This is a genomic window from Nocardioides sp. dk884, from assembly GCF_009557055.1.
Classification (GTDB): Bacteria; Actinomycetota; Actinomycetes; order Propionibacteriales; family Nocardioidaceae; genus Nocardioides.
Map to the genome: position 1 here is coordinate 2,506,768 of NZ_CP045649.1, position 21,701 is coordinate 2,528,468.

Consider the following 21,701-nt stretch of genomic DNA (forward strand, 5'->3'; position numbering starts at 1 on the left):
TCAGGGGGTCGGTACGGCGGCGAAGACCGCGTCGATGACGTCGTCGGCCCGGACCCGGGTGGCCACGGCCTCGAAGGTGAGGATGAGGCGGTGGCGCAGCACCTGGTGGCGCAACCCCACAACGTCGTCGGGGAGCACGTGGTCGCGGCCGGCCAGCACGGCCATGGCGCGGGCGGCCTGGAGGAACGCGATGGCTCCGCGCGGGCTGGCGCCGTGCTCGATGGAGCGCGCGACATCGGCGGCCAGGTAGGCATGCGGGTTCCGAGTGACGTTGACGATCTCCACGATGTAGCGCAGGACGGCCTCGTCGACGTGGACCCGGTCCGCGACCGACTGCAGGAAGACGACGTCGTCCAGGGAGGCGACCGGCTGGACACGCGTGTCGCGGAGGCCGCCGTCCGCCATCCGCCGGAGCATCTGGGCCTCCTCGAGCGGGCTCGGGTGCTCGAGCACCTCCTTGAGCAGGAAGCGGTCCATCTGGGCCTGCGGGAGGACGTAGGTCCCCTCTTCGTCGATGGGGTTCTGGGTGGCCAGCACCAGGAACGGGTCGGGCAGCCGGTGCGTCTCGCCACCGATCGTCGTCTGCCGCTCCTGCATCGCCTCGAGCATCGCCGACTGGGTCTTCGCCGAGGACCGGTTGATCTCGTCGAGCAGCACGAAGTGCGCGTGGACGGGCCCCAGCTGGGTGGAGAACGTCGAGGTCCGCGGGTCGTACACCTGGGTCCCGATGATGTCCGCGGGCAGCAGGTCCGGAGTGCACTGGACCCGGGAGAAGCTCGCCGCCACCGCCGAAGAGAGCACGGAGGCCGACAGCGTCTTGGCCAGCCCCGGCACCGACTCCATCAGCACATGTCCCCGCGCCACCAGCGTGACCAGCAGGCTGCGAAGCAGGGTCTGCTGCCCCACCACCTTGCTGGCGAAGGCCTCCTCGATGGCGGCGACGATCCGCGTGGCGCGCTCGGTCTCATGGTCGATCAACTGCGTCATTGCTTCTCCTGCTCGGAGGGCACGGAGGCCCAGAGGCGTGCGATTGCGGAACTGTCCTCGCGTCGGCGAACCGCGGCGGCGAGGTCGTCATCGGTCATCGACCGTCGGGTCGTGGACCCGTGGAGTGCCGGCCCACGCAACAGGCGCAGCACGGGCAGACCGAGGGTGGCGACGAGGAGGGCAGTGGTGAGGCCCCGGATGGTGTCGTAGGCGAGCGAGGTCTCCACCGTGTAGGCCCACAGGCGGGCGAGCACCTCACCCGGCGGCAGACCGGGGGCGAAGTGGTCGGTGGTGGTGCCCGCGTCCTGGGCCCACCCGATGAGGTTGAGCAGGACACCGGAGGTGATGCCCACCCCGACCGCCAGTGGGATCGCCGCGAGCCACGCGGCCAGTGTGGGCACCCAGCGCAGCGCCGAGCCCAGCGCGGCGACCACCGCCCACACGAGGCATTGGGCCGGCAGGGTCTCGGCGGGAGTGGCGAGGAGCATGGTCGAGACGAGGGCCGCCGAGGCGCCGGTGAGCACACCTCCGGCCAGGCCGAGACCGGCACCGGCGAGGAGAGGCAACGCATGGACCACCTCGACTCCGCCCGTCCCAGGGGTCAGCAGCGCGCGCAGGACGCAGTCGGCGACCACCAAGCACACCACGGATGCGAGCGGCTTCGTCTGGCGGCCCCCCTCGCGCCACATCGTGACCGCGAGCAGCACCAGCCCCGCCGTCTGGGCAGCGAGCACCCACGGCGCCTCGAGGCGGACCTGCTCACGGCTCGGGACACCCACCGAGTCCCACACCGGCCACCCCAGCCAGGCCAGGCCACCGGCCAGCCAGGCGAGGGCGACCAGGGCGGACCAGCGACGGGGGGCGCCGAGGGCCGACCATCCCTTCATCGAGCGTCCTTCCACACGTCGCGCACGCGCAGCGCCCTCGACCCGGCCCGGCGGAGCGCAGGCGGGTGCGGCAGGTGCTCGGCCACCAGCGCCGGTGGCCCGAGCACGGCCCGCGCGTCGGGGCCGTCAGCCGCAGGAGGAAGGACGAGGAGTCGGTGACAGGCACGCACGAGGAACTCCGGGTCGTGGGAGACCACCACGGTCGCCGTACCCCACTCCTCGGAGCGCAGCGCGGTCGCCATCAGCCGGCGCCCTTCCGCGTCCAACCCGGCCTCGGGCCGGTCGAGCACCTCCGTCCGCGTGGACGCGGCGCTGAGGGCCCACGCCACCGCACGTCGTTCGCCGGCACTGTGCTGGGCGAGGGGCCGGGTGTGGTCCACCGGCGCCAACCGCGCGGCACGCTCCAGCGCGGCCGCGGCGTCACCACCCCGTGCGCCGCACCAGGTCCTCGCGAGGCGTCCCAGGGGGACGTGGGCGGGCCAGGTCAGCGGGGGGCGCGGGTGTCGTTCCGCGTCGAGGGTCGCGGCGAGGCGTCGCGCCACGGACAGTGCCCGGGCGCGGTCGCCGTCCGCCGGCACGATGCCCAGGGTCTCCCCCACGACGACGTCGAGCTCGACCCCGACGCCGGCTCGTTCCGCGGGCACGCGCACCGTCGTCATGCTCGACTGAGCGCGACCGGGCGCGGCGTCGACCGTCGGCACCGCGGAGGTCACCACGGGGTGTCGTCGGAGGGCCCCGAGGTCCCACCATCCGGCGCGGGGGCGCCCCAGGGCCCGGGACAGCGCCGCTTCCGGAGGAAGAGGGAGCGTCCGCGGACTCCACCGGTCGACCGGGTGCACGACCGCGTCGCCCCCGCCGAGGAGCTCCACGACGTGGTCGGCCTGCGGCACGGCGACCGCGAGGTCGTGCTCCACCCAACAGATGTCGACCCCGCCGTCGGCGCACCGGCGCAGCGCCCGGGCCAGACCCACGCGCAGGTCGGGGAGCAGATCGGTCATCGGCTGGTCGAGGACCAGGAGGGTCTCCTCTCCCCGGTCACGGGCCGCAGACGATCCCAGGACGCCGCGCAACGCGGGCAGGACGGCGCAGGTGACCGGGTCGAGGTCCCGCAGCGACGCACCGAGGTCCTCGAGACCTGTCACGCTCGTCCAGAGCTGCTCGGCCTCGCGGCCCGCGTCCCCGAGGGCCTCCGCGACGCTCATGTCCAGGAGCGGCTCGAGCCGGGACACCCCGACGTGCCGGATCGTCACTCCCTGACTCCAGGACCCGCGCACCAACGCCCCCGCAGGAAGGACACCGCCCAGGGCGCCCGCGACGGCAGAGGCCCCCGCGCCGCTGCGCCCGGTGAGAAGGGTCAGCCCGCGGATGTCGAAGGAGACCGGTCCGACGGCGATCCCGCGTCCCGGGAGCCGCACCGCCACACCATCGATCGAGACGGTCATCGCCCGACCTCCCGACGGGGGTTCTCCGGCACCGCGGTCGTGAAGACAGGGAGCACCAGCAGACTGAGGGCACCGAACGTCGGGTCGACCTCGAGGACCACAAGGACCAGCGTCAGGGCGGCGCAGGCCAGCGGCGCGAGGTCCGCAGCGTGCCGGGTCACGACGCGGGCGCGGCTGAGGACCATGCCGGCAACGGTGGGGACCAGTACGCCGAGCAGCGACGCCTCGACACCCGTCAGGATCCGCCCCACCGCCGCGGCCAGCGCCGCGACGGAGACGGCGAGGACGAGGAGCACCCGGACCCGCGTCTTCGCGGCCCCCTCCTCGACGATGCCGACCGACTGCCACTGGACAGCGCGCTCGTGGGCGGAGGCCACGACGCCGGGCAACGGGGTCGCGAGACGTCCGAGGCCATGCGCGGCCAGGGCCGGGCGGGCGCGCTCGATGCGGGCGAGCTCCTCCGCCGCGAAGCACAGCGGGTGCGTGAAGCGGGCGGCGTGCCCGAGCACCACGTCGTGCAGCCGGGCCAGTCGCTCGCCGCTGACGCAGCGGACCACGAGAGCGAGCAGGGCCAGGTGGGCCAGGGCCGATGCGGCAAGGGCGAGCCCGGTGCGCAGCCGCCCGGTCGTGAGCGGGCCGCCGACCGGCGTACCCGAGGCCACCGACCATTCCGGCAGCACCCACAGCACGTCCCCGCCGGATCCCGGCCCCACGGCCACGGTGAGGACCACCCATGCCGCGGCGACGACGCTGGCGACCGCGAGGACGGGAGATCCCAACCCCGCGCGCGCTGCTCCCCGGGTCCACCACACGGCCACCGACGCCACGAGCACGCAGGCCGGGGTCCACGGCGACGCGCTGGTGTGAAGGGACCAGAAGGCCACGGCGATCCAGGCCAACCAGCCGAGGTCGGCGACGTGAAGGCGCGGCGCGAGGTGGGCGTTCATCGACGCCTCCGGATGCGCGCGGGTCCCAGCGCGAGCGCGAGCGCGAGCACGCCGATCCCGGCGGTCACGTACTGGACCGTGCGCACGGAATGGGTGCCGAGATCCGTCGGCGTCGATCCAGGCGACTCCGGCAGGGGCACGTCGAGGTTGCGGCTGCGGGGCCGGACGACCGCGGCGCCGTCCGCCCCGACTCCGGCGGCCAGGGCCCCCTCGACCGCCAGGCCGAGCACCGGGAAGACCTCGGGTCGAGGGATCGGCCGCGTCTGGCCCTCGGCGTGCGGTCGCACCTTCCAGGTGGTGACCGGGGTGCCGCTGCGCAGGTCGATCAGCCGGAACCGGGTGGCCTCAGCGGGGAGCCCGCGGGGCACGACATACGGCACCGAGCACCGCGCGTCGTCGCAGGTGGCCTGGGCGTCCGCGGCGCCGGGACTGTCCTGACCGGGCACGGCGACCCACGTGGAGCCGTCCAGGCGCTCGACCGCATAGGTGCTCCCCTGGACGACATGGTCCAGCGTCACACCCAGGGGCACACCGACCGGCTTGCTCTCGGCGTACCCGTCGCCGAGCACCTCGGGCGTCGGCGTCAGCAGCTCGCTCCACCCGCCGAGGACGGTGGTCAGGTCCTTCCCCTCGGCCTCGGCGAGCGCCACGACCAGGGGGCCGCCGTGGGCACCGCCGGGCGAAGGCGGGAGCGCGAGGTCCGCGCTACCCCACCCGTGCTCGTCGGTCGTGATCTCGACCTCGGGCCCGATGGCCTCCCAGCCGACGGTGCCGCTGCTGTCGGCGGTGACACGGAAGGCCCGGACCGTCACTGTCGTGTCGGCACGTCCGGTGACTCCCACCCGGTGCGTCGCTCCGTCGATCCATCGAGGCGGCACCTGCACCGAGCAGCGCACGTCGTCGTCGCTGCACAGGCGCTCGGTCCCGGTGGTCGCGGCCGTGGCGGGCTCGGCGGTGAGGAGAACGAGCCCAGGTGCGCTGAGGACCGCCCCCGCCAGGGCGCTCAGCAGCAGTCCTCGTCGTGCACCCGGCGAGCGGCGCGTCACCACGCCTCGTCCTGTCCCGACGACGCGGTACGACGCCGCAGCCAGACCCACAGGACCGGGGAGGCGAGCAGCGCCACCAGGGCGCCGGCGAGCATCCACTTGGTGGAGTCGGGTGCCTCTGCGACGCGCGGAGCCACGAGCGGCCTGGCCTCGTCTCCCCACACGGGGTCGCTGGTCGGCGCAGGCGCCTTCCCACCGGTCGCGGGCGAGGAGGCACCGGGTGCCGTCGTCCCGGGCGCCCGAGGAGAAGGGGAGTCCTGGCGGCCCTGCCCCGTGGTCGCGGTCGCGGACGCGGACGCGCTGGGTGTGGGCGGTGAGCTGGTGGGGGCCACACCGGGTGCGGACGGAGCGCCCGGGGCGGCGGACGGCTCGGGCGCAGATGGCCCCGAGGGGGCCGAGGGTCCCGAGGGGGCCGAGGGGGCCGAGGGGGCCGAGGGTCCCGTCGGAGCGCCCGGGCCGGGGCCGGGGCTAGGAGTCTCACCGGCGCCGCCGTCATTCCCCGCCGGGACGTCGGGGTCGGGCACACCGGGCCCCTTGGTCGGGTCGAGCTGCTCGTCCCGCGGGCCCGCCACGCCGTGCTCGGAGGGCACGACGGTCCACTCGGCATGCTCGGGCGAGGCGATCGGCCGGTCCTCGGCTCCGCCGTAGTTCAGGTGGTGGTTGACCCGGAAGCGGTAGGCCTGTCCCGGCACCAGCTCCGGCGGTACGACGTAGCTGAGGTGCGAGATCTCCCCCGGGCTGCTGAGCAGGCGCTGAGCGGCGCCGTACCCCTGGCCGGGCACCGGAGTCCAGGTACCGTCGGCGGCCAGGTACTCGACCCAGTAGCCGACGCCCGCGACATTGCCGATGGCGTGCATCTCCAGCGGGACCCCGACGGGCTTCTGGTCCGCGTAGCCGTCGCCGAGCAGCCTCAAGGTGGCGCCCCCGAACTCCACGACCTGACCGATCCGGGTCGACAGGTCCAGGGACGGGTCATCGGCGAGACCCACGAAACCCCACCCGCTGGGGACGTCGGGCACGGCGCGAGGCACCAGCTTCACCTCGTCGAGCGTCCCGCGCCCACCGCCGAGCGCACGCGTGGTCCCCTCCACGGATTCCCCGCTGGGGACCAGGCCCGTCACCTGGCCGCGGGAGTTGAACTGCACGATGTAGAACTGGAGCACCAGGCGCGTGCCCGGGTTGCCCGCCCCGGTCACCCGGATCAGCTGGCCCGGGGCGGCCGCGCCGGCGTCAATGGTCACCGAGAGCGAGCAGGGGCCGACCGTGTAGCCGTCGCACAGGGCGCTCTGCGACGCACCGGCCGCCTGCGCTGGAGCCGACCACGCGACAGGGGCCATCGCCAGCAACCCGGCCGCCACTGCCCCGGCAGTGCGACACGACCCCGAACGGGTGCGCGGCGGCGCGGAACGCTGCATCGTGGGACCTCCAGAGGGCACACGCAGGCAGGGCAACCCCAGGAGGCTTCCGAGCCCGCGTTGGTGCGACGACGGGTGACGGCTGCATCCCCGGAGTTCCCGACTTGCTGGAGGACCAGCTCACGGTTGCGCAACAGCGCCGGATTCGCACCGGCTTCCTCTGGTGGGGATGCGTCACGGGTAGTGACGAGGGGATGCTGTCACACCCCCGCAGCGCACGCCGACCCGGCCTGCCGCCCACACGGACACGCGCGCACCGAACCCCACGGCATGCCCAGCTCGTCGCCCGGCGACACCCGCGTCGTAACCTCCAGATCAGCGTCGAGGGGGAAGCCGGTGGAAGTCCGGCGCTGACCCGCAACCGTGACGACCGGGCACGCCCCGTCGAAGTCGGAATGCCTTCGCGCTGTCGCGACCATCCCACCACTGTCGAGGAATGCAGTAGGTCGCCGGCGTGCTGTCGGCCTCCCCTGCTCCGGAACCGGAGTTCATGTGAAGTTCCAGAAGTCCGCGCTGGCAGCCGCCGGCGCACTCGTCATCAGCACCCTCCCAGGGATGCTCTCCCCCGCGCACGCCGCCGACTGGCGCACCGGATGGTGCCAGCAGGACGAGGGCCTCAGCGTCGTGGTCGACTTCGGCAACGAGGTCGCCGACGCCATTCCGGCGGAGGGGTTCCTGGTGCGGTGCCTGGTCGGCGGCGTCGTGGAGGGCTCCCCCGAGCTCAGCAGGGTCGCCGCCCTGGAAGCGGTCGGCCTCTCGGTCGAGGCCGACCGGTCCGGGTACGTCACCGCCGTCGAGGGCATCGAGGAGTACTCCGGCGACGCCATGTGGTGGTTCTTCTCGGGCGCCGCGGTGCCCGCGCCGTGGGACACCGCGAACCACGGCATCGTCGTGAACGGCCCCAACGTCAACAAGGCACTCGGGGCCCGGCTCGTCGGCCAGGACTGGGTGTCGACCCCGCGGCCCACCCCCCAGTTCGCGGACCCGACCCCGGAACCGGAGCCGGACCCCGAGCCGGAGACGCCGGAAGTGACGGGCACCGTCCCGGTGGTCACGGGCACTGCTCAGGTCGGTCGTCAGCTGACCGCGACCCTCGGGAGCTGGAGCAACGGGGTCACGTTCGCCCGCCAGTGGAAGCGCGACGGGGCGCCGATCCGGGGGGCACGAGGGGCCTCCTACCGGCTGACGGCCGCGGACCGAGGAGCGCGCATCTCCCTCGAGGTGACCGGGTCCAAGCCCGGCCACACCTCGACCCGTCTCGAGTCCAGGCCCACCGCCAAGATTCGGGCCGGACAGCTCACCCCCGCCACCCCTCGCATCGCCGGCAAGGCCAAGGTCGGCACGTCGCTCACGGCCGTCAGCGCCGTGTGGAAGCCGGGTCAGGTGAAGCTCACCTACCGGTGGCTGCGTGACGGCAAGGTCATCGCTGGGTCCCAGCAGAAGACCTACGTCGTGAAGCGCGCCGATGTGGGCCATCGCATCTCCGTCCGCGTGATCGGCACGCGGCCCGGATACGCCAAGGCGACCCGCACCTCGGCGAAGACGGTCCGCGTCTCCCGCTGAGCGACACGGACCATGGCACCGCAAACGGGGCCCCGACGCGCACGCGTCGGGGCCCCGTCCCGGTCGAGCGGCACTTGGCCGCCAGGCTCAGATCCGGAAGGTCCCGGAGCTGCTCGATCGCTTCACCTCGGTGCTGCCGAGGTAGCGCACGACCACGCGGTACGTCCCTCGGAGCTTCGCGCCCTGGAGCGCCCTGCGCAGGACGGGCTTCTTGATCGTGACGGTCGCGAAGCCACGCGCGTCCACCCGGGCGCTCCTCGTCACGAGCTTCTCGCCGCCCTTGCGGACGACGAAGCGCACCTGGCCCTTCGAGACGGCCACACCAGCGCGCACGCCGGCCTTCAGGACGACCGCCCGGGGCTTGACCTGGACCTGGGGGCCGGTGGTCTGGGAGGGGACCGGCTGTGCCGCGACCTGCGACACGACGACGCTCCCCGTGCCGGAGGAGCCCTTGAAGGCCGAGCTCAGCGGGAGGAAGGTCGCCGTGTAGGTGTGCTCGCCCGCCGCCACGCCGGTCAGCTGGAGGGTTGCCCGGCCGCCGACCAGGACCGCGTCACCGACCTTGCTTCCTGCTTCGGAGAACTCGACCGTGCCCGTGGCGCCCGCACCGGTGACCTGGGCCGCGAGCGAGACCACGCCGGGCCGCGGCGACGACGCCGCGAGCGTCGTGACGGTCACCTCGGGGTCGACGACGTCCATGACGTAGAGGCCCGGCTTGCCGTCGACGAAGCGGAGGTAGTCGGTGAGCCCGTAGAACCCCTGCGCGGTGGACATCCCGCTCGCGGCGCCCGGCTTGGAGTACCAGAAGCCCCCGCCCTCGACGTAGTACGACGTGAGTGCGCTGACCGGGTTGCCCCCGTCCTTCGCGAACCGCGGATCGGTGAGGGGGTCGATCCGCAGGGCGGTGAGGGCCACGATCACCTGGGTGGTGCTCTCGGCGGATTCCTTGCCGTAGCTGGCGAAGCCCCCGCTGGGGCGCTGGATGTCGGACAGCCTCGAGACACCGCGCTCCACGGCGGCCGCGACGGCGGGCTGGTCGGCGTACCGCGCCAGCGCCTGGAGGGCCATACCCGTCATGTCCGGGTCGGGCGTCGACCCGGAGAAGGCCCAGCCACCACCGTTGATCTCGAGTGCGAGCACTCGCTCGACCAGCTTCTGCCGCGTCGTGGGGTCCGTGGCTCCGGCGACCTCGGGGATCTGGTGGCCGAGGGTGTCGAGGGCGAGCAGGCCGTAGACGGCCGAGTTGAGGGCGCCCATCGTGGACATGTCGGCCAGGCCCGTGAGCAGGTTGTGGCCGCCGACGTCCGTGACGTCCTTGCCCATCGCGCTCAGCGCGATGATCACGCGCTCGTACGTCGTGGCCGGCCCCAGCTTGCCGTCCTTCTCGACGACGTCCTCCACCAGGTTGGCGTAGTACGCATCGAGCCACTCCTCGGCGTCGACGTCGCTGCGTGCGAGACCGAGCGCCTCCCACTCCCGGCCGAGCCCCGTGGGCTCGACGCGCTGGAGGATGTAGGCGCCGGTATTCGCGTGCTGGACCCGGGCGAGGTCCACCAGCGTGGAGTCTGCCCGGGCGGCAGCACCGGAGAGCCCGGGGGCGAGCGCGAGAAGCAGTCCGAGGACCGCGATCAGGGCGACATGTGAGGTGCGGTGCCTCGCACCGAGGTGGGTGTACATGGTGTTCCTTCCGGCTGTAGCGCACGGAGGAAGACACGCGGCAGCACGGGGCGGCCGAGAGCCCTACCGTGCGATCGCGACAGCGTGTAGTGCGGATACTCCACACGACCTGGTGTCCCGACTCTTCGCTCCGCTGGGCGGAGTCGAACTACGGTTGCGCGTCAGCGCCGGGCTTCGACCGGCTTCCCCAGGACGGGTGAGGTGTTCAGTTGTCGGGCGGACTCTAGCCCGCTCCTGCTCGGGCCTTCCTTTCCTTCTCAGGCGTGGACGGCGCCACCCCGTCGCACCAGCGCTCGGTGGGGGCTGCGGGTCAGCCTTCGCACGCGGCGCAGTCGTCTCCGTTCTCGATCGCGCAGACCTCGGCCGGCGTCCAGTCGTCCCAGGTGAGCTCGTCGATGGCGCTCGAGTCGGTCTCGGTGCGGATGGCCTCGTTCATGGTCGTCTCTTTCCGTGCGGTGATGGTGATGGTGGAGGGGTGCTACTTCTGCTTGCTGGCCTGGATCCCGGCACGGGAGCGCAGGTAGTAGAGGCTCTTGATGCCCGGGTCGAGAAGAGCCTTCTTGTGGACCTTGCTGATGTAGTGCGGAGACGCGTCGGCGGGGAAGAACAGGTTCAGGGACTGCGCCTGGTCGATGTGCGCCTGTCGGTCGGCGGCGCGATCGAGCAGGATCTCCTGGTCGATCTCGTAGCCGGTCTTGAAGACGTCCTTCTCGTGCTCGTCGAGCCAGCCGACGTGCTGCACCGAACCGCCGTGATCGATGATGTCGGTGATGCTGGCCTGGTCGTAGACGCCGCGGTCCTTCATGAGCCGGACCAGGTTGCCGTTCGCGCGGGGCATCTCGCCGGCCGAGGTGGTCTGGTTCCAGACGTTGGCGACGTAGGGCTCGATGCCCTGGCTGGTGCCGCCGACGATCACCGCGGTGCTCATCGTCGGCGCGACGGCCATCAGGTGCGAGTTGCGGCGGCCGACGCACCACGCGGGGACGCCGGCCTTCTCGCCCATCCAGCGCGAGGCGGCGTCGGCGCGGGCGTGGATGTGCTCGAAGATCTCGATGTTGAGCGCCGCCGCCTTCTCGGACTCGAACGGGACGGAGTGCCGCTGCAGGTAGTCGTGGTAGCCCATGACGCCCAGCCCGAGGCTGCGGGCCTTCTCGGTGTAGCGCACCGCGCGCTCCAAGCCGCGGATCTGGCGCGCCCGTCGCAGGAACGCCTCGGCCACCGCGTCGAGGAAGACGGTCGCGACGTACGCCGTGTCGCGGTCTCGCCACTCGTCGTACGTCGCCAGGTTCAGCGAGGAGAGCACACAGGTGTAGGAATGCTCCTCGTCGCTGAACAGGGTGATCTCCGAGCACAGGTTGGAGGCCTTGTTCTCCAGGCCGTGGGCTCGGTAGGACTCGGTCTGGTGGGCGTTGACGGTGTCGACCTTCCAGATGTAGCCCTTGCCCAGCACGACGCGGATCTTCAAGACCCGCTGGTAGCGCTCGAGGGCGTCCTTGTCGCCGGCGAGCATCCGATCGATGAAGGCCTGGGTGAAGATCCACCCGACGTTCTTGTTGGCCGGCTCGCGGTAGATGAGGTCGGCGAGCTCGTGGAAGTCGGGGTGGTCGACCGGGAGGTACCCGGCCCAGGAGCCGCGGCGGGTGGCGCCCTGACTGATCTGGTTGGTCATCTCGGCGAAGTTGCAGAACACCGGGACCACGCCGTTGGCCTTGCCGTTGTCGCCGAAGCTGGCGCCGCGCGGGCGGATGTCGCCCAGGTAGGCGGAGGTGCCGAACCCGTTCTGGGAAAGGATCGCGGCTTCCTTGAGGGTCTCGTAGAAGCCCCACACCGAGTCCTCGATGTAGGACCCCTCGCACGAGACCGGGAGACCTCGGGTGGTGCCCAGGTTGGCCAGCACGGGCGTGGAGGGCGAGAGCCAGCCGTTCCAGATCGCCTCGAAGAACAGCTCGGTCCAGGGGCGCCCGTCCTCGCGGGGGTACATCTCGTCGGCGAGGACGCCGGCCGTGCGCGCGATCGTCTCGTAGCGCTCCCGCACGCTCTGCCCGGCCACGGTGTACTTGGCCTTGACCATGGCGTAGCCGGCGGTGGTCATGAAGGCGGGGACGGTCTCGGCTGCCTGCAGCGCCTTGCGCTCGGCGGAGAGGGTCTCCCAGTTCTTGTTGGTCATCAGAACACGAACTCCATCTCACCGATCGTGCGGTTGTACTCGTTGCCGGTCACCTGGAAGAAGTCGTGGAACTGGGTGCCGTTGATGCCGCTGTAGAACCACTCGGCGACCGGGTTGTCCGCGATCTCGAACAGCGGCTCCATCCCCATGCTGTCCAGCGTGAGGTTCACCCGGGACTTCACGAACGTCTCCAGGTCGGCCTGCTCGATGCCCGGGATGGGGCCGTGAGCGAAGAGCATCTCGACGATGCGCTGCTCGTGGGCGTAGACGTAGTCCGCCACCGCGCGGACGCGGTCGAACAACGCATCGCGCTCGGCCTGGAACGTCGCCGGCGAGACGGAGCGCTCGTACTCCTCCAGGGTGGTGCGGAACAGCCACGCCCCGCCGGTCGCGTGCAGGTTCTCGTCGCGGGCGGAGAAGTTGATGCCGCTCACGACGTTCTGCAGCAGGTTCTTGCCCCCGGACTGGAAGTGCTTGAGGAAGGCGAAGTTCGAGTACAGGACGCAGTTCTCCATCAGCGTGAAGACGCTGAGCGCGTAGAGGAGGTCGTCGTCGGCGATCGCGTCCCAGACGAACTGGATGCGCTCGGCCAGCACCGGGTCGTTCTTGTAGGAGCTGTAGAACTCCTCGGTGTCGATCATCAGCACCTGGTTGAGCTTCGCGTAGAACGGCGCGTGCATGTTGAGCTCGGCGAACGAGAACGCGTTGCTCATCATCTGGATCTCCGGACGCGGGAACGCGTGGAAGATCCGGTCCCCCCACACCTCGCCGCCGAGAATCAGCTCATAGATCGTGAACAGCTTGAGGGTGGTCTTGACGGCCGCCTGCTCGGCCTCGGTCATCGTGACCAGGAAGTCCTGCTTGTCGTTGGCGACCGGGATCTCCTCAGCGGTCCAGAAGATGCTCCGCTGCTTCTTCGCCAGGTCCTCGGCTTGGGGGTAGTCGAATACGTAGGCCGACTTCTCGGTCCGGATCGGTAGACCAGTGGTGTCGATCATGTCGTGGTTCTCCGTTCGCGAGCCGGTCGAACCGGCCCGCTCGTCGTGAGCTGGAAGCGGTGCTTCCACGAACGAGGAACGGAGAGGACGTCGACGCCAGCACAGACCTAGACCTGGACACAGCGACTCATCGATCCCCTGACCTTCCCTCGAGGTCGCGGAACCCACCCGTGACGGGCGAGCGCTGGCAGGTCTTCGGACTCGTGGGCGAGGAGCCAGGCTCCGGTCCTACTGTCCATCGCTTCCCAGGACCGTGATCGTCGGTCCCAGTGCTTCCTGTCGATCCAGGAGACGGAGGTCGTTCCCACTCACCGCTGCGGGGCAGTCCCGGAATCTCACCGGGTTCCCTCTTGCGACGACGACCCTGGATGGGCCGTCGAACCAGCTGCAGGATCCACCATATACGGGAACTACAGATCTGTAATCCCCCAGATGTTGTGTCCGCCGGCGCACGTGGTCGAGGTAACACCCGGCTCCGAGGACGCAGGCCCGACGCCCTTGCGGTCGGCGACGAGGCCGCGCCGGTCTCGGCGTCTCGCCCACTCCCGGGGTCACCCCGGCCACGATCGTGGCGGTCGCTCCGCCGATCACGGAGCCGATGGTCGCGGCGGCCACGGCCAGGACAGCGCAGCGCGCTGCTCTACAGCGCGGCGATCAGGGGCTCGAGAACGGCGACGGCTTCGACCATGAGGGTGACCAGCGACTCCCGACCATCGCCGTCGGACCATCGGGTGGTTGCCTCGAGCATCGCCGCGGTCAACGCTGCTGCCGTCAACGCGCTGTCCTCGAGCTTCGAGTGGTACGCCGTACTCAGCACCGTGCCCAGGATGGCGACCCCGACGGTCCCGCCAATCTGGCGAAGCGCTTGAAGGAGTCCGGACCCCGAGCCAGTGCGGTCCACGGACAAGGCGCCCATAGCGATAGCCATGGACGCGGGCAGGACCAGGCCGATACCGGCGCCCAGCGCCGTGATCCAGGTCGCCGTGAAGACATAGCTGGTTCCGATGTCGGTCATCGCGGCCAGGCCGAGGGCGAGCGCCGAGAGTCCGAGGCCGCCGATAACGACGAGGCGTGCACATCGAGGCGCCGCTACGGACTCCCCTCAAGAAGGCTCGGTAGGCGGTGTGCAGGGGCGCAGCTGGGATCGAAGGTCCGCTGGACGTGTGAGGTCATGTCCTCGTCGCGGGTGATGGCCAGCAGGCGGGTGGGCCCGGTCAGTTGCGGGGGCTCGGTTCCGTCGCAGTGCCAGTCGGGACCGTTATGGCGAAGGCTGAGGGGCCGGTATGGTCCACCTCGGCCGCGGTGGCGCCCCCACCCCGTGACGCCATCGCGGCCACCCATGCCTTGCTGAGACGGCGGCCACGCACCGCGCGCACCGCGCGCAAGCGCGTCGGCGTGGGCGCCTAGCCTCGACAGGGTGAAGATGATCGCGACGTACCGCGCCGCCGGCGAGACCCTCACCGAGGGCCGCGAGCTGGAGATCGAGCGCGACGACTACGACGGCTGCTGGGCAGTTGCCCGGGCTGAGGTCCGTGACGGCGAGCAGCTGATCTACATCCGCGTCGAGCAGGATTAGCCGACCTTGCGGACCCTGTCCGCCGACAGCCACTGCGCGTGCCCGGCGCTCGCGACGTTGCCGCCGCGGGATCCCCACATCACCAGGGCCTCCCAGCTCTCACCGACCTTGCGCCAGTCGAGCAGTACGCCGGGGAGTGCAGCCTCCCAACGGCCGTCCGGCGCCACCCAAACGTGGCGGGGCACAGTGTGCCCCTGCTGTCCGGTTCCGTCCGTCGCACGCATGGCCAGATCGTAGAAGCGGTCGCCGACCGCGCATTGAGCAGGCGGCAAGCGAGCACCCGCCCGCGCCGCGAGCCCCGTGGCCTCGCCTGTTGGCTAGGCGGCATGAGCACCCGCGGACCCACAAGAACTTCAACAAGAAGCACGAACTGCCCGCCGTCGACCATCGAGGCGGTCGAAGACGCGCTCGTGCCGACCCTCAGGAGCTCGCGCCGTCACGCTCGCCGCCCTGCTCGCTGCCGTCGTCGGTCTGACGCTCCCTGGCGAGCCGCCGCAGCCGCGTCGCCTCGCGCACCGTCATCGCCTCGCCACACCACGCCACAGCCTCACCCAAGGACAGGCCTTCGTGCTCCGTCAACTTCCGCAGCGCCTCGCCGGCTCGCTTCTCGGTCTCGGCCACCGCCGCGTCGCGCTCACCGATCGCGATCATGACTCGCTCGGCCAGGTCGATCACCCGGCGCTCCCGTTCCTCGCTCTCCTTGCGCCGCTTCTCGGCCATCTCCCGTGCTGTGTGCCGTGCCCGCTGCCTGATCGTCTGCTGGCTCATCCAGGTCCTCACTCGTGTCGACATGGACTTTGACAGTCCACCTACGCCATTTTCCGGACCCCGAGCGATCACATAACCCTAGAGACCTTCAAGACCCGCTCCCTCGATCCATCCAGTCCACCCGATCCGACCCCGACGCCCCAGCCCTCCCCCACGCCCCTCAGCGTCCCCCCAGATTTCCGCGAGCTCCCATGTGCCACACACCTCTTGCATTCTCGGTTCGCCGAACAGAAGGAACAGGGGTAGGTATCCGCCCAGGAGTGATCGCCTGGCGCGCACAAGCGCGGGTAGGTGACCGTGACGATGAGCCTCCACAAGCTGACGGCGGGGTCGGGGTACGACTACTTGACCCGCCAGGTCGCAGCGATGGACGCCACCGACAAGGGCCACACCGGCCTGGCGAGCTACTACACCGAGAAGGGCGAGTCCCCCGGCGCGTGGGTCGGCTCGGGCCTGGCGAGCATCGAGGGACTCTCTGCCGGCGACGTCGTCACCGCCGATCACATGCAGAGCCTGTTCGGCTCCGGCCACCACCCGCTGGCCACCCAGCGGACCAAGGAGCTGGACCAGCGGACCGGCAGCGATGAGGCCCGGCGGCCGACCAGTTCGGACTACAAGACCGCGGTCCGGCTCGGCACCCCGTACAAGGTCTACGCCGGCGACATCAGCCCGTTCCGGGTCGAGGTCGCCAAACGCATAGCGGCCCTCAACCAGTCCTCCGGCCTGTCTGGGGACTGGTCGGTTCCCGCGGCCGAACGGGCCAAGATCCGCACCGAGGTGGCTGCGGAGTTCTTCCGTGCCGAGCACGGCCGCGACCCCGGCGATGCCCGCGAGCTCGCCGCGACGATCGCGAAGCACTCCCGGCCCAAGACCAACGCGGTTGCCGGCTACGACCTGACCTTCTCACCGGTCAAGAGCGTCTCGGTGCTGTGGGCGATCTCCGACCCGCGGACCGCCGCGGTGATCGAGCGGGCACACCAGGCAGCGCTCAAGGACGCGCTGGACTTCATCGAATCCAGCGCACTGTTCACTCGCCGGGGCACCAACGGCGTTCGCCAGGTCGACGTCCGTGGCCTGGTCGCCACCGCGTTCACCCACCGGGACTCCCGGGCCGGCGACCCCGACCTGCACACGCACGTTGCCGTGGCCAACAAGGTCCAGACCCTCGATGGCACGTGGCTGGCCATCGACGGTCGGCCGCTGCACAAGGCGGTCGTCTCGGCCTCGGAGACCTACAACACCGCGCTCGAGCGGCACCTGGTCGACGCCCTCGGCGTCCGGTTCGAGGAGCGCCCGAACGAGGACGCCCGCAAGCGGTCGGTGCGTGAGATCGTCGGCGTCGACCCTGCGCTGAATCGCCGCTTCTCCAAGCGCCGCCTCGACGTCGAGGACCGCCGCAAGGTCCTCGCGGCCACGTTCCAGTCTGCCCACGGCCGCCCGCCGACCCCGGTCGAGACCATCCAGCTGTCCCAGCAGGCGACGCTGGAGACCCGCGAGGCCAAGCACGAGCCCCGCTCGCTGGCCGAGCAGCGCGAGGCCTGGCACCGCGAGGCGGTCGAGGTGCTCGGCACCCCGCATCGGGTCAAGCAGATGGTGCACGGCGCCCTCAACCCGACGGGTGCGGCCCGCTCCGCCGCCGACGCGGCTTGGTTCGCCAAGACCACCGACCGCATCGTGGCGACGATGGAGGGCGGCCGGAGCACGTGGCAGTACTGGCACGTCTACGCAGAGGCCCAGCGGCAGATCCGGGCCGCCGACGTGCCCACCAACCAGGTCTCCGGGGTGGTCGACCTGCTGGTCAGCGAGGTCCTTGAGGGCCGCTCGGTGAGCATGGCCCGCCCCTGGGACACCATCAGCGAGCCGGTCGAGCTGCGCCGCGCGGACGGGTCCTCGGTCTACACCCAGGCCGGGGCCGACCTGTTCACCTCACGCAGGGTGCTGGCGGCCGAGCAGCGCCTGGTCCACGCCGCCGGCCGCCATGACGGGTACGCCGTCGAGGCGTCCTCGGTCGACCTGGCGCTGCTGGAGTCGACCGCCAACGGCATCACCCTCAACGCCGGACAGGCCACGCTGGTGCGCGAGATGGCCACCTCGGGCGCCAGGCTCCAGTTGGCGATCGCCCCCGCCGGATCGGGCAAGACCACGGCGATGCGCGCCCTGGCCAGCGCGTGGAGCGACGGCGGCGGCACCATCATCGGCCTGGCTCCCTCGGCGGCGGCCGCGGACGCCCTCCGCATCTCCATGGGCTCCCAGAGCGGCACCCTGACCGACACCCTGGCCAAGCTCACGCACTCCCTTGAACAGGCCAGGCAGACCGGCACGGCGATGCCGGACTGGGTGGCCGGCATCGACTCCTCGACGCTCGTGGTGATCGACGAGGCCGGCATGGCCGACACCCTTTCCCTGGACGCCGCGGTCTCCTACATCCTCGAGCGCGGTGGCAGCGTTCGCCTGATCGGTGATGACCAGCAGCTCTCCGCGATCGGCGCCGGCGGCGTGCTGCGCGACATCCGAGCCACCCGCGGCGCGCTGCAGCTGGGCGAGCTCGTCCGGTTCACCGACCCCGCCGAGGGCGCAGCGTCGCTGGCCCTGCGCGCGGGCAAGAGCGAGGCGCTCGGCTTCTACCTCGACCGCGACCGAGTTCACGTCGGCGACCTAACGACCATGACCGAGGAGGTCTTCGCCGCCTGGCAGGCCGACCGCGCCGCCGGCCGGGACTCGATCATGCTCGCCCCGACCCGCGACCTGGTCAGCGACCTGAACCGGCGGGCCCGCGCTCACCGCCTGGACGGGATCGGTCCGGCCGAGGCCGCCAGCAGCGGACCGGTGCGGCGGCTCGCCGACGGCAACGAGGCGTCGCTCGGCGAGCTGATCATCACCCGCGAGAACGACCGCCGGCTGCGCACCTCGGCCACCGACTGGGTGAAGAACGGTGACCGCTGGATCGTCCTGGTGATCCACGACGGCGGCGACCTGAGCGTCCAGCACACCCAGCACGGCCGCACCGTGCGACTGCGAAGTGACTATGTCGCCAAGGCCACCGAGCTCGGCTACGCGTGCACCGTGCACACCGCCCAGGGCGTCACCACCGACACGATGCACGCCCTGGCCACCGGCACCGAGTCGCGCCAGCAGCTCTACACGATGATGACCCGGGGAGCGCACGCCAACCACGTGTACCTCGAGGTTGTCGGTGACGGCGACCCGCACTCGGTGATCCACCCGACCTTGGTCCAGCCGCTCACCCCCACCGACATCCTCGAGTCGATGCTGGCCCGCGACGACGCGCAGCGGTCCGCAACCAGCCTGATCCGCGAGCACGCCGACCCGGCCACCCGGCTCGGTGAGGCCTCCCAGCGCTACCTCGACGGCCTCTACGTCGCGGCCGAGGACCTGTTACGCCACCAGTCCACGACCGGCGTCGACGGCACCACGGTCAACGTGGTGGACGCGCTGGACATCGCCGTCGAGTCACTGGCCCCTGGGTTGTCGGATGAGGCCGCCTGGCCGACCCTGCGCGCCCATCTGCTGCTCCTCGGCGCGGCTGGCGAGAACCCCGTCGAAGCGCTCCGCGCCGCCGCCAGTGATCGGGAGCTGGAGAGCGCACGCGACCGGGCCGCGGTCCTGGACTGGCGCCTCGACGCCTCGGGGATGCGCAACGCGGGCGCCGGCCCGCTGCCGTGGATGCCCGGGATCCCGGTGCGTCTGGCCGAGGACCCGCACTGGGGTGCCTACCTCTCCCAGCGCGCGCACCTGGTCGAGCAGCTCGCCGAGCAGGTCCACACCCGCGCCGGCGAGCAGTCCGCGCTGCCGGTGTGGGCGCAGAACGGGCTCCGCCCCGAGGCCGCCACGGTGGCCGACGTCGAGGTCTGGCGCGCAGCCATGCAGGTCCCCGTCGACGACCGGCGACCGACCGGCGCACCGCAGCTGCAGAAGGCGTCAGCGACGTGGCAGCGGCGCCTCAACCGGGCCGTGAGCGGTGACCACACGCCGGCGCTCGCGGAATGGGGCCGGCTGCTCTACTCGATCGCTCCTCAGGTCCGCGGCGACGAGTTCACCCCGCTCCTGGCCGAGCGACTGGCCGCGATGTCGCGTGCCGGCGTCACGGCCCACGAGCTGCTGCGCACCGCCGCCGCACCCGACCATCCGTCGGGCCCGCTGCCCGACGAGCACGCCTCAGCCGCGCTGTGGTGGCGCATGGCCCGGCACCTCACACCCGCGGCCGCCGCCCAGATCGGCGACGGCCCCCACGGCGAGAACGTCACCACCGACTGGGCTCCGGGGCTCGCGGACCTCTTCGGTCCCGAGCGGGCCGCGAACATTCAGGCCAGTACCTGGTGGCCCGCACTGGTCACCAACGTCGACCACGCCCTGCAGCGCGGCTGGCAGGTCGAGGCCCTGCTCGGCGCCAGCCGGGCGCTGCCTAGCGACGGCGGGGATGACATCGACGAGTGCCAGACGCTGGTCTGTCGGACCTCGATCTCCCTGAAAACCACTCCCGACGAGCAGACGCACGAGTACCACTTCGAGGACCCGCCCGCAGACATGTGGGAGGGCATCGAGCCGAAGGAGTCGGTGTTCGTCGACCAGCCCGACGGCGCCCTCTGGCCGCCTCCCGAGGACCCCAGCACCGACCTCGAGCCTCCCATCGACACGGTCGACGAGCAGCAGATCGACGTGCTCGAGGAGGACCAGGTCGACGCGGACGAGGACCAGTACGCCGAGAGCGACCTGACGCTGGCCGCCTACCTCCGCGACCTCGGAGGCACCCGACTGGGGCCCACCGAGGCCGACATCCGGCTCATGTGCCAGCGGGCCGAGGAGTGGCGCTCCTCCCCCGTTACGCGTGGGCGCATGGTCGAGATCAACGAACTCACCCAGGCCTTCTTCGAGGCCCGGTTCACCGACTCCTGGGGTCGCGACTACCTCACCGGCCGGTTCGGCGTCGACCTCGCCGGCGACGAGCGGTTCCGCCCCGGTCAGGCTCCGGCCGGGTGGACCAACCTGGTCGACCACCTGCGCGGCCGCGGCGTCAGCGACACCGAGATGCTCGCCACCGGCGTCGCTGTGGAGGCCAGCACCGGCCGCCTCATCGACCGATTCCGCGACCGCGTGATGTTCCCGGTGACCCACCACGGCGAGGTGCTCGGCTTCGTCGGCCGCCGACGCCCAGACATCACCGACGACGACAAGGCCGGACCCAAGTACCTCAACACCGCCGACACCCCCCTGTTCCACAAGGGCGCGCAACTGTTCGGCGTCGTCGACGAACTACTCGCCGAGGGCGCCGTCCCGGTGATCGTCGAGGGCCCGACGGACACGGTCGCCGTCACGATCGCCAGCGCCGGCCTCTACCTCGGCGTTGCCCCGCTCGGCACGTCCCTGACCAAGGAGCAGGCCGCCCAACTGGCCGCCGTGGGCCGCGACCCGATCGTGGCCACCGACCCCGATCTCGCGGGCCAGGTCGCCGCCGAGCGCGACTTCTGGATGCTCACCCCGCACGGCATGGACCCCGGCTACGCCCGGTTCCCCGACGGACTCGACCCCGCCGACCTGCTCGCTCAGCGCGGCCCGGCCGCGCTCAGCGCCGCGGTGGCCAGCGGCCAACCCGCCTTCCGGTCCTTGGGCGACCAGCTCCTCACCGAACGGCTCGACAACCTCGGCGCCGAGCAGGCAAGGGTGGCCGCCATGCGGGTCATCTCGGCACGTCCTAGCCGGGCCTGGGAGCTGGGCGTCTCCCAGGCGCGGGCACGGCTGCAACTTCCCCACCTGGAGGCCCGCCGGGACCTGCGGGACGCGGTCAAGACGTGGGACGCCGACCCCCGGAAGGCGGCCCTGGCCGAGCTGCACACGAGTAGCCAGGTGCGCGCCCGGCTCGCGGCCGCGGCCGACAAGACGCCCGCCGAGCGGTGGGCACCGCTGGCCCGCGAGCTCGACCCGCGCCTGCTCGACCAGGGCGACTGGCCGGCCACCGCAGCGATGCTGCAGCGGGCCCACGAGCACGGTCACGACGTCGTCGCCTCCACCCGCGCGATCGTCACCGAGACACCCCTGGGCGACAGCCCCGCACGCGACCTCCGCTACCGGATCGTCTCCCGTCTAGGGATGCCAATCGACGCAACCCCGCCGCTCGATAATCCCGCGACCCGCCAGCCCGAAGGAGAGCGCTATCCCTGGCCGAGTCCGCCCACGGATCGCCGCATGCCACCGACCAGTCGGCGATGAGCC

General features: G+C 71.6%; 16 protein-coding genes and 3 riboswitches. Of the genes, 3 read left to right on the forward strand and 13 right to left on the reverse strand.

Features of this window, described 5'->3' with window-relative positions; translation table 11 throughout:
* Genes GFH29_RS12130 through GFH29_RS20815 form a run of 6 tightly spaced genes read right to left on the reverse strand, consistent with a single transcriptional unit; the run spans position 1 to position 6,646 of the window.
* Positions 1 to 987 carry an AAA family ATPase gene (locus tag GFH29_RS12130; RefSeq protein ID WP_153323966.1) on the reverse strand — a complete coding sequence of 329 codons (987 nt, stop codon included), beginning with the start codon at positions 985 to 987 and terminating at the stop codon, positions 1 to 3.
* Complete coding sequence (locus tag GFH29_RS12135) at positions 984 to 1,874, reverse strand: hypothetical protein (RefSeq protein WP_153323968.1); 891 nt, start codon at positions 1,872 to 1,874, stop codon at positions 984 to 986. Before GFH29_RS12135 ends, GFH29_RS12130 begins: the two co-directional genes overlap by 4 nt.
* Positions 1,871 to 3,316 carry a hypothetical protein gene (locus GFH29_RS12140; protein WP_153323970.1) on the reverse strand — a complete coding sequence of 482 codons (1,446 nt, stop codon included), beginning with the start codon at positions 3,314 to 3,316 and terminating at the stop codon, positions 1,871 to 1,873. Before GFH29_RS12140 ends, GFH29_RS12135 begins: the two co-directional genes overlap by 4 nt.
* Positions 3,313 to 4,263, reverse strand: a complete 951-nt coding sequence (locus tag GFH29_RS12145; protein WP_153323972.1) for a hypothetical protein — start codon at positions 4,261 to 4,263, stop codon at positions 3,313 to 3,315. The genes GFH29_RS12140 and GFH29_RS12145 overlap by 4 nt, the downstream gene beginning before the upstream one ends.
* Positions 4,260 to 5,312, reverse strand: coding sequence for a hypothetical protein (locus GFH29_RS12150; RefSeq protein ID WP_153323974.1), 1,053 nt, complete (start codon positions 5,310 to 5,312; stop codon positions 4,260 to 4,262). The genes GFH29_RS12145 and GFH29_RS12150 overlap by 4 nt, the downstream gene beginning before the upstream one ends.
* The gene (locus GFH29_RS20815; protein WP_153323975.1) at positions 5,306 to 6,646 is read right to left on the reverse strand and encodes a hypothetical protein; all 1,341 of its coding nucleotides are present in this window, start codon (positions 6,644 to 6,646) and stop codon (positions 5,306 to 5,308) included. Before GFH29_RS20815 ends, GFH29_RS12150 begins: the two co-directional genes overlap by 7 nt.
* Positions 6,647 to 6,817: 171 nt before the next feature.
* Positions 6,818 to 6,886: riboswitch (cobalamin riboswitch) on the reverse strand.
* Between the two features lie 119 nt (positions 6,887 to 7,005).
* Positions 7,006 to 7,146, forward strand: a riboswitch (cobalamin riboswitch).
* A 70-nt stretch (positions 7,147 to 7,216) separates the two neighbouring features.
* Between GFH29_RS20815 and GFH29_RS12160 the strand changes: the two genes are divergently transcribed.
* On the forward strand, positions 7,217 to 8,287 hold the full coding sequence (locus GFH29_RS12160) for a hypothetical protein (RefSeq protein WP_153323977.1): 1,071 nt from the start codon (positions 7,217 to 7,219) through the stop codon (positions 8,285 to 8,287).
* Between the two features lie 87 nt (positions 8,288 to 8,374).
* Here the strand turns inward: GFH29_RS12160 and GFH29_RS12165 are convergent, their stop codons facing one another.
* From GFH29_RS12165 to GFH29_RS12180, 5 genes are all read right to left on the reverse strand, one after another.
* The gene (locus tag GFH29_RS12165) at positions 8,375 to 9,964 is read right to left on the reverse strand and encodes an Ig-like domain repeat protein (RefSeq protein ID WP_153323979.1); all 1,590 of its coding nucleotides are present in this window, start codon (positions 9,962 to 9,964) and stop codon (positions 8,375 to 8,377) included.
* Between the two features lie 310 nt (positions 9,965 to 10,274).
* The gene (locus GFH29_RS20820; RefSeq protein ID WP_267128518.1) at positions 10,275 to 10,400 is read right to left on the reverse strand and encodes a hypothetical protein; all 126 of its coding nucleotides are present in this window, start codon (positions 10,398 to 10,400) and stop codon (positions 10,275 to 10,277) included.
* 42 nt (positions 10,401 to 10,442) lie between these two features.
* A complete protein-coding gene (locus tag GFH29_RS12170) occupies positions 10,443 to 12,131 on the reverse strand; it encodes a ribonucleotide reductase N-terminal alpha domain-containing protein (RefSeq protein ID WP_153323981.1) in 1,689 nt (562 codons plus the stop codon).
* Positions 12,131 to 13,129, reverse strand: a complete 999-nt coding sequence (locus GFH29_RS12175) for a ribonucleotide-diphosphate reductase subunit beta (protein WP_153323983.1) — start codon at positions 13,127 to 13,129, stop codon at positions 12,131 to 12,133. The genes GFH29_RS12170 and GFH29_RS12175 overlap by 1 nt, the downstream gene beginning before the upstream one ends.
* A gap of 168 nt (positions 13,130 to 13,297) precedes the next feature.
* Positions 13,298 to 13,530: riboswitch (cobalamin riboswitch) on the reverse strand.
* Positions 13,531 to 13,769: 239 nt separating this feature from the next.
* Positions 13,770 to 14,144: a hypothetical protein gene (locus GFH29_RS12180; RefSeq protein ID WP_153323985.1), complete on the reverse strand. Its 375-nt coding sequence runs from the start codon at positions 14,142 to 14,144 to the stop codon at positions 13,770 to 13,772.
* Positions 14,145 to 14,546: 402 nt separating this feature from the next.
* Between GFH29_RS12180 and GFH29_RS12185 the strand changes: the two genes are divergently transcribed.
* Complete coding sequence (locus GFH29_RS12185; protein WP_153323987.1) at positions 14,547 to 14,705, forward strand: hypothetical protein; 159 nt, start codon at positions 14,547 to 14,549, stop codon at positions 14,703 to 14,705.
* Here GFH29_RS12185 and GFH29_RS12190 read toward each other — a convergent pair.
* Together GFH29_RS12190 and GFH29_RS12195 are read right to left on the reverse strand one after the other, a co-directional pair.
* Complete coding sequence (locus GFH29_RS12190; protein ID WP_153323989.1) at positions 14,702 to 14,890, reverse strand: hypothetical protein; 189 nt, start codon at positions 14,888 to 14,890, stop codon at positions 14,702 to 14,704. The genes GFH29_RS12185 and GFH29_RS12190 overlap by 4 nt on opposite strands.
* A 235-nt stretch (positions 14,891 to 15,125) precedes the next feature.
* Positions 15,126 to 15,473, reverse strand: coding sequence for a hypothetical protein (locus GFH29_RS12195; protein ID WP_153323991.1), 348 nt, complete (start codon positions 15,471 to 15,473; stop codon positions 15,126 to 15,128).
* A 303-nt stretch (positions 15,474 to 15,776) separates the two neighbouring features.
* Here GFH29_RS12195 and mobF point away from each other — a divergent pair, with 303 nt between their 5' ends.
* On the forward strand, positions 15,777 to 21,698 hold the full coding sequence (gene mobF, locus GFH29_RS12200; protein WP_153323993.1) for a MobF family relaxase: 5,922 nt from the start codon (positions 15,777 to 15,779) through the stop codon (positions 21,696 to 21,698).
* Positions 21,699 to 21,701 lie beyond the last annotated feature (3 nt).

Bases quoted from the DNA above. Each gene is read 5' to 3' on its own strand.
- GFH29_RS12130 (WP_153323966.1), bottom strand. From the start codon at position 987: ATGACGCAGTTGATCGACCATGAGACCGAGCGCGCCACGCGGATCGTC.
- GFH29_RS12165 (WP_153323979.1), bottom strand. From the start codon at position 9,964: ATGTACACCCACCTCGGTGCGAGGCACCGCACCTCACATGTCGCCCTG.
- GFH29_RS12170 (WP_153323981.1), bottom strand. From the start codon at position 12,131: ATGACCAACAAGAACTGGGAGACCCTCTCCGCCGAGCGCAAGGCGCTG.
- mobF (WP_153323993.1), top strand. From the start codon at position 15,777: ATGAGCCTCCACAAGCTGACGGCGGGGTCGGGGTACGACTACTTGACC.
- GFH29_RS12175 (WP_153323983.1), bottom strand. From the start codon at position 13,129: ATGATCGACACCACTGGTCTACCGATCCGGACCGAGAAGTCGGCCTAC.
- GFH29_RS12135 (WP_153323968.1), bottom strand. From the start codon at position 1,874: ATGAAGGGATGGTCGGCCCTCGGCGCCCCCCGTCGCTGGTCCGCCCTG.
- GFH29_RS12180 (WP_153323985.1), bottom strand. From the start codon at position 14,144: ATGACCGACATCGGAACCAGCTATGTCTTCACGGCGACCTGGATCACG.
- GFH29_RS20815 (WP_153323975.1), bottom strand. From the start codon at position 6,646: ATGGCCCCTGTCGCGTGGTCGGCTCCAGCGCAGGCGGCCGGTGCGTCG.
- GFH29_RS12195 (WP_153323991.1), bottom strand. From the start codon at position 15,473: ATGAGCCAGCAGACGATCAGGCAGCGGGCACGGCACACAGCACGGGAG.
- GFH29_RS12145 (WP_153323972.1), bottom strand. From the start codon at position 4,263: ATGAACGCCCACCTCGCGCCGCGCCTTCACGTCGCCGACCTCGGCTGG.
- GFH29_RS20820 (WP_267128518.1), bottom strand. From the start codon at position 10,400: ATGAACGAGGCCATCCGCACCGAGACCGACTCGAGCGCCATCGACGAG.
- GFH29_RS12140 (WP_153323970.1), bottom strand. From the start codon at position 3,316: ATGACCGTCTCGATCGATGGTGTGGCGGTGCGGCTCCCGGGACGCGGG.